Here is a 12,912-nt window from a genome sequence, read left to right on the forward strand (position 1 = left end):
GCCATTTTTGGTGTGCTTGCGTGTCGGGTTATAAAATATCTCGATGTATTCGAACACGTCCCGCCTTGTATCGTCGCGTGTGAGGTATGTTCGCCGCCTGATCCGTTCCCGCTTCAGAAGTTGGAAGAAGCTCTCAGCAACGGCGTTGTCATGGCAATTTCCACGACGGCTCATGCCGGCGACCAAATTGTGTTTGCCAAGGAACGATTGCCACTCCCCGCCGGTAAATTGGGAACCTTGGTCGGAGTGGATCATGACCTTTTGCTTTGGTCTGCGCCGCCAAATGGCAGCCAATCATGCTTGCAAGGAGAGGTCCGTGGTCATCCGTGACTGCATCATTGCCCGGCAGGCGATTGCAAAGCAATCTGCCGAGAGGGGGACCATCCAACGACCCGCCTTGAGAACAGATCAATGACAACCGCTAGCTTGCCGCCGTAGCGGCCCGGGCGACGTTTGTATCCGATATGCGCCGCGATGCTTGCGATACTGGCCAAGCCCGCCACACGGCTCTCAGAGCAGGTCTCACCAGCATCACGCAGGTTATCCGTCAGTTTGCGATAACCATAAACTTTGCCGCTGTCGGCCCATGCTTGATGGATGAGATCTGTTTGTCGTGCATCTTTCTTCGCATGCGGACCAGTTCGCGCTTCAAACGCCTTATCTCAGCAGTCTGATCTGCCGTCTCCGACTTGACACGCGGTGACTTAGAAAATTGCGCCTTCCACGTGTACAACGACTTAGTGCTGATCCCTAGACGTTCGGCAACTTCGCTGACCGCGTAACCACGCTCAACTACCTGTGCCACAGCATCCTGCTTAAACTCATCTGTAAACCGTATTCCCTTGTTCATATCCGTCTCTCCTTGGTTCCAAAATTACCAAGAAATCCGTATACAAATCTAGCGGCACCTCATTGGCCATGATTGCCACAAGATACAGGAACCCACGGCGCATAGAGATGTAGGTGATACCTTCGTACCAGGCCTGTCGATTCTGAGCAAACCTCACTAGACACCGATGTTAATCCCGCCGAGATTTAGTGGTGTCTGTAAGCGAGCCGCCAACGTCTAATATAATCCAGACGCCGCGGCTAACCATCGAAAACGCGCGGCGGCAGGAACTGTGGCAGTTTAAAACTGTCGACTGAGTGATGTTAATCCGCGCGAATGATGGACCCGGCGCCATGTTCTGTGAACAGCTCTAGCAGGCAGGCATTGGGTGCGCGCCCGTCCAAAATGACCGCAGCGCGGACACCGCTATCAATGGCGGCCAGCGCGGTTTCGGTTTTGGCGATCATACCGCCTGCGATTGTTCCGACCGCTGTCATCTCGCGGATCTGGCCCGCGCTCAGGTCTGTGACGACGTTGCCGTCGGCGTCTTTCATGCCTGCAACATCAGTCAACAGCAACAATTGGCGAAGAGCTGGCAAATCACATATCAGTTGTTCGGAAATATCAATTTGGACGCATATCTCATGGTATCAAAGCCATCATTTCGTCGTTAAATGCACCGTAGCAACTGATGCAAACGTCCCGCGGCACGGCGAATTAGGGCAACCGGCTTTGGGTCCGCGTGGTTTCACCGGGGATCATCTCCAACGGTTGCAGTTTCGTCCGTTCGACCTGCGCGCCGTTGATCCGCGCCAAAAGATGCGTGGCGCCGGTGACGCCCATCTGACGCCGCAACGTGCGGATCGTCGTTAGTTTTTTGGGCAACACGCTGGCCAGATCCAGTTCGTTGAACCCCGCAATCCCGATGTCCTGCGGAACCGACAGCCCCCGCGCCTGACAACACATCAACCCGCCAAAAGCCATGTGGTCGTTCAAGTAACAAATAATATCGGGCGCATCGCCGTCCAGCAAAGCAGCGGTGCCCTCAAACCCGGTGGCAAACGAATTGCCCGACGCCGGGCGCGCCGACAAGACCGCCGTAGATGTCGCGCGCGAAAACACATCGCGCAGCCCCGCCAGCCGCGCGTCTGCCCGTGTGTCATGACCACGGGGGGCGCTGACAAACGCAGGCTGCCGGTACCCAAGATCTAATGCATGCTGACCAATCATCTGGCCCGCTTTATGGTGATCAACCCCCACGCAAATGTCGATCGGGTGATCCGTGTGCTCCCAGATTTCCAACACCGGAATGGGCGCGGTTTCCAGCAGGTCAATCGTCTCTGGTTTGTGGTCCAGCCCGGTCAGGATAATCGCCGCAGGTTGCCATGACAGCAGCCGCCGCACCCAGTTTAGCTCGGCCTCGGGGCTGTATTCGGTGGTGTCGATCACGCTAGAATACCCCGCCAGATCAAACGTCCGCCGCATCCCGCTGAGGATGTCGCCAAAGACCTCACCGGCGAAGGTGGGCAGCGAAATTCCAATGAGATTAGAGTTCGCCACAGCCAAAGACCGCGCGTTGCTATTGGGCACATATTTCATCTGGCGGGCGATCTTTAGGATCTTGGCACGGGTCTTTTCAGACACGCCTTCCACCCCCCGGATCGCACGCGAGACGCTCATGATACTGACGTTGGCGCGGGCTGCGACGTCTTCGATTTTGACCGTAGCGCCTTTTTTACTCATGTTCATCGCCACACGGCACTGCGCTATTCATAATATATTTCAATATTTTACCCCGTTATTACGTTAACGCTAACGTTCATTGTGTCTTTTTCCCTTCGTTATTGGAAGCCCTTTGGGCACTCTATCCCCCAAAGCTGGGAGGCTTTTGACAGACATCGGCGCCATGGGGGGACATGTGCCACGTATCGTTTTTGATCAGGTATCCAAAAGCTATGGTGCAATAGAGGTTCTACCGCCCTTTGACCTTAGCCTTGAGGACAGTGAATTCACCGTTTTGGTGGGTCCATCGGGGTGTGGCAAATCGACGACCTTGCGCATGCTCGCAGGGCTCGAGACGGTCACCAGCGGCGAGATTTACTTTGACGACACACCCATCAGTCGTCTGGATCCAAAGGAACGCGATCTGGCGATGGTGTTTCAGGATTACGCGCTTTATCCGCATATGAATATCGCCAAGAACATGTCCTTTGCGTTGCGGTTGGCCAAGGTGCCCAAGCCCGAAATAGAAACCAAAGTTCTGCGCGTGGCCGAGATGTTGAACATCGCCCATCTGTTGGACCGAAAGCCTGCGGAATTGTCGGGCGGGCAACGTCAACGGGTGGCGATGGGCCGGGCGTTGGTGCGCGATGCGGGCACGTTTCTGTTTGACGAACCCCTATCGAACCTGGACGCCAAGCTGCGTGGCAAAATGCGCGCCGAACTGGCCGAAATGCGAGATACCATTGATAAAAACATGGTCTATGTGACCCACGATCAGGTCGAAGCGATGACATTAGGCGACCGCATTGTCGTCATGAGCGACGGTCTGATCCAGCAACAAGGCACCCCAGAAGAGCTGTTCAAAGCACCCGTAAACACCTTTGTGGCCGGGTTCATCGGCGCGCCGACCATGAACTTTGTTGATGCAGATTTACGCGACGAAAACGGCACCCTTTGGGCCCGTGGTGATGGGTTTGCCCTGCCGCTGCCGACACAGACAGGCGCGCGGCTGGCGGCTGCCACCGACCGTGCGGTCACCATGGGGGTGCGGCCGTCCAGTTTTACCACGGATGCCACCCAAGGCGCCCCGATAGACCTGAAGGTCGTCGTGTCTGAATATCTGGGCGCGCAGTCGGTGTTGGTCACCCAATGTGGCGGCGCCGAAATTTTGGTGGAAACACAAAGCGCCGTGCCTGTGCGTTCCGGTATTCAGCAAACCTTTGGCGTGCTGACAGATGAGATCATGATCTTCGACAAGACGTCGGGGCTGCGGCTCTGACACATTAAAAATAGCATCAGGGAGGACTGACAATGCTATCATTCAAGACAATCCTGACGGGGGCTGCGGCCTCGGTCACGCTGGCCGGCGCGGGGTTCGCCAACCCCTATGCCCCCTACGCAGGCACCACATTGGTGATCAACGTGCCTGCGCACCCGCACTATAACGCGATGATGAAGGTCTTGCCCGCCTTCATGGAAGAAACCGGCATCGAGGTCGAAGTGGACCAGTTGCAGTATTTGAAGATGCGCGAACGTCAGACCTTGGAGTTGACCAAAGACGAGGGCGATTATGACATGATCGCCTATGTGGTCTTTTCCAAGGCGGACTACGTCTATGCCGACCAGCTTGAAAACCTCGCACGGTATTTCATGAACCCCGCCTTGGCAGACCCAAACTATGATCAGGGCGATTTGATCGACGGGTATGTGCAAAACATCGGCGTGGCGGGTGGCCAAAAGGGGTACCTGCCCGGGCAGCTTGGGTCGGCCTACGGCATTCCGTTTGGGTCGGAAACATCCGTTTTGGCGTACCGCAAAGACATTTTTGAAAAGCACGGCATCGCGGTGCCTGAAACCTATGACCAACTGCTGGATGCGGCCTGCAAGATCCCGGATGTGGAACCCGGCATGGGCGGCATGGCATCGCGCGCGGCATCGGGCCATCAGGCCAGCCACGCGTTTTTATTGCATCTGGCGCCGCTGGGTGGTCGCGTGTTTGACGACACATGGGAGCCGATTATCAACAACGAGGCCGGTGTCGCCGCAGCCAACGCGTTGAAAACCATCGTGGATTGTGGCCCAGAGGGCAGCCAGACCTTTGGCCCCGCCGAAGCCGCCGCCGCATTTCAGCAAGGGCAGGCTGCGATGTTCATGGACAGCATCGCCTTTGCCGCGGGCTTTGAAGACCCCAGCAAATCAACCGTTGTGGGCAAGGTCGGCTATGCGTTGCATCCCCAAGGCGTGCGCCGTGGCAGCCAGACGGGTGGGTTCGGCATTGCCATCCCCAAGAACGCCCAAAACAAAGAGGCCGCGTTTTTGCTCATGCAATGGTTGACCTCGAAAAAGGGCGATCTGATGGTGGCCATGGCGGGCGGCAACCCATCGCGGTTCTCGACCTATGAAAACGCGGACCTGAACGCGAAATACCCCTATTCGACCACCTTTGGCCAAGCGTTGCAGCACGCCGACCCCGACTGGCGCCCCATCATCCCCACATGGGGCAAGATCAACGCGGACATCGGCACCACGATGAGCCAGGTTCTGACCGAAGATCTTGACCCGCAAGAGGCGTTGGATGGTGTGGCCACACGCGCCCGCGCGATCATGGACGAGGCAGGTTACTACACCTGGCAATAACGGCGAAACGCAGGTTTCACCGCTTTCAAAGACCCCGGCGCGCGTCTTCTAGCGCCGGGGGCCCACCCGCAGCACGGACCCCCCTTATGCAAATCGCCAATGCAAATCGGTTGACCCCTTACCTTTTCCTTGCGCCCGCCGCAGTGATCATGGCTGTCGCGCTGCTGTATCCGATTGGGTATATGATCTACGCCAGCTTTCTGGACTGGAACCCCAGCCAACGCATCGGCGAGGCCGAATTTGTCGGTCTGAAAAACTACATCGGTCTGCTCAGCGACGCCGCATTCCGCGAGAGTTTTTTCGTGACGGTCAAATTTGCCGCCGTGGTTGTGACCCTAGAAATGATGTTGGGCGTTGGCCTTGCCCTGCTGCTGGACCGCAACATTCGCGGCATGTCGATGTTGCGTACGTTGTTTATTTTGCCGATGATGATCGCCCCTATCGTGGTGGGTTTGATGTGGCGCTATATGTATCACCCATCCGTAGGAATCTTTAACAAGACACTGAAATCACTGGGGTTTGAGGCGATCCCGTGGCTCAGCGATGGCAGTTGGGCGTTTGCATCCGTGGTGATCGCGGATGTCTGGCAATGGACCCCGTTCATCTTCATTCTGTCGCTGGCTGCCCTGCAATCGCTGCCGCAATCCGCGATGGAAGCCGCGCGCATTGACGGGGCCACCGGCTGGCAACAGATCGTCTATATCAAGCTGCCGTTGATGATGCCCGTGCTGATTGTCACGCTGCTGTTGCGGCTGATTGATGCGTTCAAGGTGCTTGAGGTGATCTTGGTGCTGACCAACGGCGGGCCGGGCCTGTCGACCGAAATATTATCGTTGCGGATATCGCGCACGGCATCGGAATTCCGCGAATTGGGCGAGGCGGCGGCCATGTCGAACTACCTGTTGATCTTGTTGGTCGTCCTGACCTTCGCCATGTTTGCCTACAACAAAGCCGTCGAGGCGCGCACCGCCCGGCTGCGCAAAGCCGCGCAAGAGGACCTCTGATGGCCAAGACCTACGACAAACAGAACCCTGCGTTTTATGCCCTGCTGGTGGCGCTTGTGGTGATGGCCATCGGGCCGATCATGATGATGTTAACCACCTCGTTGAAATTGAACGTGGATATCATGTCTGACAGTTCATCGCTGCTGTTCATGCCGACCCTGCGCAATTACGAGACCGCGCTGTGTGATTTCCTGTGGTATGATGCGCCCCATATTGAATATTGCGACAAGACCTTTGGCCGCGCCTTGGTCAATTCCCTGATCATCGCGCTGGTGTCCACGGTGCTGACGCTGGTGATCGGCTGCATGGCCGCCTACGCGCTGGTGCGGTTCCGGTTTATGGGGCGCGATGCGGTGTCGCTGTCGACGCTGGCGATGCGCATGGTGCCGCCCGCGGTGTTGTTGGTGCCCGTCTTTGGCATCTGGACGTTTCAGTTTGGCATTGATGGCACGCGGGCCGGTATTATTTTGGTCTATGTTGCGATGAACCTGCCGTTTGTCATCTGGATTTTGCAAAGCTTTATCATCCAAGTGCCCATCCAACTGGAAGAGGCCGCGCGCATGGATGGCGCAGGCCCGTTTCAGGTGTTTTTCCTAGTCGTGTTGCCCCTGATCAAACCGGGCTTGGCGGCGGCGGCCATCTTTACCTTCCGGGTCGCATGGAACGAATTTCTGCTGGCCAACGCGCTGGCCGATCGCAATTCGCGCACCGTACCGGTGACAATTGTGAATTCCATCACCGAATTCGATATCGACTGGGGCGTGATCATGGCCACGGGCATGTTGCTGGCCATCCCACCGATCATCTTTACCTTTGTCGCATCACGGCAGATCATCACCGGTATGACAGCAGGCGCGGTCAAGGGCTGATGTGGGACTGGCTATTCGCCCCGATGGATGCCGCCCGCGTTCATGACGTTGGCTTGCATCTGAGCTGGCACGCCCGTCTGATGGTTGTGGGTTGGGGCGTTTTGGTGCCGCTGGGCATTTTGATTGCGCGGTATTTCAAGGTCACACCGGGGCAAAACTGGCCACAGACATTAGACCACAGGTTTTGGTGGAACACCCACCGGCTGTGCCAATACATCGCCACGGTACTGATGCTTGCGGGGCTGGGGTTTATCCTGACCGCCCCCGCTGTCACGGCCATTCCCGGGCCGCATAGGGTGTTGGGCTGGACGGTTCTAACCTTGGCGGGCGTGCAGATACTGGGGGGGCTGCTGCGGGGCAGTAAAGGTGGGCCAACAGAACCCGCCGCCAATGGCACGCTGCACGGCGACCACTACGACATGACACCCCGTCGATTGGCGTTTGAATACGTCCACAAGGGTGCAGGGTATCTGGCGTTGCTCTTGTCGATGCTGACCATCATGTCGGGTTTGTGGCAGGCAAACGGACCCAATTGGATGTGGGTTTCATTAGCCATCTGGTGGGGCGGGTTGACGGCGGGCGCATGTGTGTTGCAGCGGCGCGGTATGGCCATCGACACCTACCAAGCGATATGGGGGCCTGACCCGGACCTGCCGGGCAACCGGCGCAAACCCGTGGGTCTGGGCGTGCGCCAGATCAAACCCGAAAACCCACGCACCAACACCTAGGTAGGCGCCCCCAAGCGGGCCAGGACGGCACCAAAACTTACTATAATTCGTTAAAAGTGTAGGTTTACCCTTAGAGTAACCTATCGCGTGTAAGCAGGGCCGAACGTCGCAAGGGCCAATGCATGCAGCTGTCCGACATCTTGGAAAATTTCCTGTCTATGACGCAGGATGCCGTGGGGATTAGCTATTTGGCGCCCAACGATGATTGCCCGCGTGTTGTGCATGTAAACCCGTCTTACTGCGACCTTTTTGGTCAAACCGCCACCGACGTGATTGGCAAACCCGTATACTCTATTCATGACCCCGAAACCTGGGATCAGATATCAGTGCAGGTGGGCCAGCTGCTGCGCCAACACACCAATAAAATACAAGTAGACTCGCGATGCCTGCGGGCCGATGGCACCAAATTTTGGGCCAGCATATCGTTGTTTACCATCCCAGACACCAAAACCGGGGGCCTCTATACCTGCGCGACCTTTCGCGACATCTCGGATCTGAAAGACCGCGAGAAAACAGCCGTAAACGCCGTAAAAGATCGCGACCTTTTGCTTTCAAAGCAAGAAGTTATCAACACACAGCTAATGGTATCCCAAACCCGTTTGGTGTCTGCCATCAATGCCTACCCCGACCCCTTTGCGATCTATGACAAAGACATGCGGTTGGTTATCAGCAACGCCGCATACAAAAAATCTATGGCGGTGGATCCAAGGTCCGTTCGTATTGGGATGACAATGCACGACGTGTTGAACGTCGCGTTTGACGACGGAAAAATTATCGTGCCTCCCCAAGACCGGCAGGCCTATTATGACCGGATCAAACATCTCAAACGGACAGAACATTCCGTCGAAGACATCGAATTTTCCGATGGGACGCATCACAGGATCCTACGCAGTGTCGCCGAAAATGGTGATTTGGTCATTATCCGGCTGGATGTGTCCGAACTGGTTCATCAACGCCGCCAATCGACCGCATTGTACGACCGCACAATCGCCGCACTCAACGCCTATCCCGACCCTTTTGCGATATACGACGCGGATACCCGCCTTGTGATGTGGAACGACGCGTTCACCACATTGGTCACTGATACCCCCGATGATTTGGCCGTTGGGATGACTAACGCCCAAGTCGAAGCGTTGGCCGCGCGCAGCGGTCGCATCATCGCGAGCCATGCGACCGGCACGCAGGAAGAACCGCAAGGGTCTGATACTGCGCTCTGCCCCTCCGCTCCGACGGATCTGGAATTGCCTGGCGACGTGCACCGGCGCGTTCTGCGCAGTCAGGCCCCCAATGGGGATTTTGTTGTTATTCAAATGGATACAACCGAATTGGTCCAACAACGTCGCGCAGCAGAGGCCCTACAAGAACGCCTTTTGGCCGCGATAAGCGCGTACCCTGCGCCGTTTTGCATTTATGACAAGGCGCACCGGCTTGCTGTTTGGAACGACAGCTACACAGCTGCGCTGACCGACGACCCATCAGAGCTTCGCGTTGGCATGTCCGTCGAAGACGTCCTGCGAACGGGGCTAAAAAACCAACGCTTTCCACAAGCCAAGGGGCGCGAAGAAACATGGTTGCAGACGACATTGGAAGCGACCCTTAGTTTGCAGCCGGTCGAGGATATCGAACTGCCCAATGACCAACATTTCCGGTTGCTGCGATCAAAATCGCGCAACGGTGATCTGATTTTTGTCCGTCTGGATACCACCCAGCTGGTTCGTCAAAAGCGCACCTTGCAGGAAACGCAAGATCGACTGATCTCTGCCATCAATGCGTTTCCAGATCCGTTTTCGATTTATGACCCGGATCTGCAGCTGGCAATATGGAACCCCGCATTTGCAAATTCCATCACCGATACCCCCGAAGATATCTATGTGGGCATGTCCGTCCGTGACGTCCTGAAGCTTTCCATTCAGCAGGGGCAGATCCCGGCTGCAAGAGGGCGTGAAGACGCGTGGCTAAACGCCTACGCCCGGCCAAGTATAGTTGATACGTTAGAAGAAGACTTCGAGATGGCCAATGACACCCACTATAGAATAGTGCGGTCGCGGTCTGAAAATGGCGAACTCCTTGTGTTACGCCTGAATGTAACAGAAAGCGTACGGCAACGACGCGCGTTGGAAACCTATGCAAGTCAACTCGAAGATGCCAATCAACAAATCACATTCAAAGCCCTACATGACCAACTTACGGGTCTCGGAAATCGCCGTTATCTATCTGAAAAATTCGATGCGCTCTCGGAATTGCGTCGCAAAACCGGCGGCGAACTGGCGGCCCTTCATATCGATTTGGACCGGTTCAAACAAATCAACGATACAATTGGGCACTCGGCGGGTGATCATGTTTTGATGGATGTGGCCCACCGCATCCAGTCAAAAGTGCGTGGTGACGACGTCGTTGCGCGGATCGGCGGGGACGAATTCGTGGTGCTTTTGCACATTCCCGAAAACGGTGACCGCCCCGAACAATTGGCCGAAGCGTTGCTGGCTGACCTGATAAAACCGTCAACGTTCGAGGGGCGAGAGTGCCGATTTGGTGCGTCCATCGGCATTGCGCGAACGCCGCTTGCCAACGAAAGCGACCTGTTGATCAATTCGGACGTCGCCCTTTACAAAGCAAAACGTGCTGGCCGAAGCCAGGTTGCGATATTCGACACCTCCGACATCGAAGACATGCGCAGCACCAAACGATTGGCAGACGATATTATTCGAGGGTTGGAGCACCATGAATTTATCCCGTATTATCAACCACAAGTAGATGCAAAAACCGGGCGGGTTGTCGGCATTGAGGCGTTAGCCAGATGGCGCCACCCAACCAATGGCGTCCTTTCCCCTGATCAGTTTCTTGGTGTCGCTTCGGATTTGAACGTTGTTTCCGACATTGACCGGGTCATTTTCGAAACCGCGATTTCAGAATGCGAACATGCTTTTTCGGGGGTTGATGGTTATCCCAGCCTCTCATTCAACGTCAGCGCCAACCGAATTCAAATAGACGGTATCTCAGACATTGGCCGTTTGGCCGCCAACTATTCGGGGCATGTTGCGTTTGAACTTTTGGAAACCATCTTCTTGGAGGAAGAAAGCGACGCCTTCATGATGCAACTCGATCAATTGCGCGAGATGGGCATTTCTTTGGAGGTAGACGACTTTGGCAGCGGGCGGGCCTCTATCGTTGCTTTACAAAGAATAGCACCGGATCAACTCAAAATCGATCGTCGTTTGATCACACCGATGGCTCAAGGCAATAACGCGACCCGTTTGGTGAAATCAATTATCGAAATAGGGCATGCTCTTGATATTGGCATCATCGCTGAAGGCGTTGAGACCGCCGAACATGCCCGTATCCTGAGCCATCTTGGTGCCCAACGTTTGCAGGGGTACTATTTTTCGCGCCCCTTAAACCTCCCGACGCTCGTTCAATATGTGAAAGAGAATCGAAAAAGCAGACAACGTAGTTAAGTCAACCTCTGTACCGGCTATCTTAGGCACACTCTTTTATGCCGCGCCTTAGCGCGAATGTAGATGCACGCACTTACTGAAAAATATGAAACTTCAAGCGGCTATTTTGGACTCCGATTTCATACCCGACGCACCCGGTCGTACGCATGTGCCCTTAAAAAGTGCCATTTCCACGCGGGCAAAGTAATCTCTACTTGGCATCATTTTCCGTAAGCGGTGCGCCGCTTCCAGCTGTTTGTTGTAGTTACATGGTAGCAAGTCGTTGATCTGGCTTTGTTTGTGACTAGCGCAGATGGCTATGAGCGTGTCTGTTGAATATGCGTGGGGATTGACTGCGTTGAGTTTGTAGGTCTCGATCAGGGATGCGATGACGCCCCAGTCTACGGCTCAAGGCGATAGGACGGATCGTGCGCTCGACCGCGTTATTGTCCATCTCGATGCGGCCATCGGTCCGGAAGAGGCAAAGCCCCTCCCGATATTTGGCGACGTACTTGAGCGCCTGACCCAAGGGCGCTTTGGCCGATGCGCGGGCGCAGTGGACTTTTAACCACGTTTCAAAATCGACAATCAATGGTGCTGCCCGGCCTTGCCGCGCGGCCAACCGGGCTTCGGTTATCAGGCCCCGGATGTCTTGCTCGATACGCTAAAGGATGGCGATCTGCTTTAGCCCCCTTCCGCGATGGGGGCCGTGCCGGATTGCGCAACCTCGTGCAGTTTGCGCCCCGCATGCGCCCAGCATTACGCCAAAGCAACATTGTTATCGACACGTTTGAGCAGGCGATTGTAATCTGCATATCCATCCACCTGAAGGATGCCCGAGAAGTCCTTCAAAATGTCATCGGTATGTTGGCCGGGCCGCCCTGACGCATATATACAGGCCGCGCGGGGCGGAGCCGCGCAAGCCCATGGTCTGTCATCGCGGTCCAGTGCCCAAATGGTTTTGCGTTTGTCAGGGTCCAGCACTGGAGCGCGGGTCTCGCCCATGAAGAGCTTGGTGGACTGCTTCAGGTCGGCGATCAGCGCACCAGACACGGGCCGCAGTTCATAGGCCGCTTTGCCAGACAGGGCTCCACCCGTTGAAGGTTGGTTTGATCCACTGCATCAAACTCAAGACGCCCTTCACCCCATCCCGCAAGGGTGGAACGGTCCAGATCAATACCTTGGCGGCTGTAAATCTGTGCTTGGCGATTTAACGGCAAATGATCAGCTTACTTGCTGACCAGCACTGCGCCACCGTGGCATCTGTTGGCATACCGCCATGAATGAGCCGCGCGGGTGCAGGAGCCTGAACAACACCGTGCGTGCAGGACCGGCAGGCGAACTTCAGGCGACGGGTGACAACCACGCGGAACCGTGCAGAGACGATGTCTGACTAGTTCTGAGTAATGTAGGGATTTTTTTCCCTAACTTTGAGGCAAGGAGGCCGTTCTGGGGAAGCTAAATTCCAGTGAAGACTTCAAACGTGATGCGGTGCATCAGATCACGGTACGTTGATATCCAGTTCGCGAGGTTTCAGACCGTTTAGGCGTTAGTACTTACTCGCTTTGCAAATGGATGAAGTTTTACGCGAAGGCCGCGTCACAAGCATCATCTGTGGACCATGAGGCTGAGAACCGGAGGCTCAAGCGTGAGCTGGCGCAGATGACTGAGGAGCGCGATGTCTTAAAA

General features: G+C 55.8%; 7 protein-coding genes and 4 pseudogenes. 7 read left to right on the forward strand and 4 right to left on the reverse strand.

Going from position 1 to position 12,912, the window contains the following annotated elements; genetic code table 11:
- From ABJH13_RS09385 to ABJH13_RS09395, 3 genes and pseudogenes are all read right to left on the reverse strand, one after another.
- Nucleotides 1-850, reverse strand: a pseudogene (locus tag ABJH13_RS09385) (IS3 family transposase); the annotation flags it as partial.
- Between the two features lie 302 nt (nucleotides 851-1,152).
- Nucleotides 1,153-1,413, reverse strand: a pseudogene (locus tag ABJH13_RS09390) (acetylglutamate kinase); the annotation flags it as partial.
- A 133-nt stretch (nucleotides 1,414-1,546) separates the two neighbouring features.
- Nucleotides 1,547-2,572 (reverse strand): LacI family DNA-binding transcriptional regulator, encoded by a 1,026-nt coding sequence (locus ABJH13_RS09395; RefSeq protein ID WP_348405958.1) that lies wholly within the window; start codon nucleotides 2,570-2,572, stop codon nucleotides 1,547-1,549.
- A 175-nt stretch (nucleotides 2,573-2,747) separates the two neighbouring features.
- On the opposite strand from ABJH13_RS09395, the gene ABJH13_RS09400 reads away from it, so the two are divergent.
- From ABJH13_RS09400 to ABJH13_RS09425, 6 genes are all read left to right on the forward strand, one after another.
- Nucleotides 2,748-3,830 carry an ATP-binding cassette domain-containing protein gene (locus tag ABJH13_RS09400; RefSeq protein WP_348405959.1) on the forward strand — a complete coding sequence of 361 codons (1,083 nt, stop codon included), beginning with the start codon at nucleotides 2,748-2,750 and terminating at the stop codon, nucleotides 3,828-3,830.
- A gap of 32 nt (nucleotides 3,831-3,862) precedes the next feature.
- Complete coding sequence (locus ABJH13_RS09405) at nucleotides 3,863-5,188, forward strand: extracellular solute-binding protein (RefSeq protein WP_348405960.1); 1,326 nt, start codon at nucleotides 3,863-3,865, stop codon at nucleotides 5,186-5,188.
- Nucleotides 5,189-5,274: 86 nt separating this feature from the next.
- On the forward strand, nucleotides 5,275-6,192 hold the full coding sequence (locus tag ABJH13_RS09410) for a sugar ABC transporter permease (protein ID WP_348405961.1): 918 nt from the start codon (nucleotides 5,275-5,277) through the stop codon (nucleotides 6,190-6,192).
- Nucleotides 6,192-7,061, forward strand: a complete 870-nt coding sequence (locus ABJH13_RS09415) for a carbohydrate ABC transporter permease (protein ID WP_348405962.1) — start codon at nucleotides 6,192-6,194, stop codon at nucleotides 7,059-7,061. The genes ABJH13_RS09410 and ABJH13_RS09415 overlap by 1 nt, the downstream gene beginning before the upstream one ends.
- Nucleotides 7,061-7,789, forward strand: a complete 729-nt coding sequence (locus ABJH13_RS09420; RefSeq protein ID WP_348405963.1) for a cytochrome b561 domain-containing protein — start codon at nucleotides 7,061-7,063, stop codon at nucleotides 7,787-7,789. The genes ABJH13_RS09415 and ABJH13_RS09420 overlap by 1 nt, the downstream gene beginning before the upstream one ends.
- Before the next feature lie 122 nt (nucleotides 7,790-7,911).
- A complete protein-coding gene (locus tag ABJH13_RS09425) occupies nucleotides 7,912-11,244 on the forward strand; it encodes an EAL domain-containing protein (protein ID WP_348405964.1) in 3,333 nt (1,110 codons plus the stop codon).
- Between the two features lie 228 nt (nucleotides 11,245-11,472).
- Here the strand turns inward: ABJH13_RS09425 and ABJH13_RS09430 are convergent.
- Nucleotides 11,473-12,613: pseudogene (locus ABJH13_RS09430) on the reverse strand (IS66 family transposase); the annotation flags it as partial.
- 59 nt (nucleotides 12,614-12,672) lie between these two features.
- Between ABJH13_RS09430 and ABJH13_RS09435 the strand changes: the two are divergent.
- A pseudogene (locus tag ABJH13_RS09435) lies at nucleotides 12,673-12,912 on the forward strand (transposase); the annotation flags it as partial.

The sequence above is a fragment of the Roseobacter sp. genome, assembly GCF_039970775.1.
Lineage (GTDB): Bacteria > Pseudomonadota > Alphaproteobacteria > Rhodobacterales > Rhodobacteraceae > Roseobacter.

Excerpts from the sequence above, each read along its gene's own strand:
- ABJH13_RS09395 (WP_348405958.1), bottom strand. The coding sequence starts at position 2,572 with ATGAGTAAAAAAGGCGCTACGGTCAAAATCGAAGACGTCGCAGCCCGC.
- ABJH13_RS09405 (WP_348405960.1), top strand. The coding sequence starts at position 3,863 with ATGCTATCATTCAAGACAATCCTGACGGGGGCTGCGGCCTCGGTCACG.
- ABJH13_RS09410 (WP_348405961.1), top strand. The coding sequence starts at position 5,275 with ATGCAAATCGCCAATGCAAATCGGTTGACCCCTTACCTTTTCCTTGCG.
- ABJH13_RS09415 (WP_348405962.1), top strand. The coding sequence starts at position 6,192 with ATGGCCAAGACCTACGACAAACAGAACCCTGCGTTTTATGCCCTGCTG.
- ABJH13_RS09420 (WP_348405963.1), top strand. The coding sequence starts at position 7,061 with ATGTGGGACTGGCTATTCGCCCCGATGGATGCCGCCCGCGTTCATGAC.
- ABJH13_RS09425 (WP_348405964.1), top strand. The coding sequence starts at position 7,912 with ATGCAGCTGTCCGACATCTTGGAAAATTTCCTGTCTATGACGCAGGAT.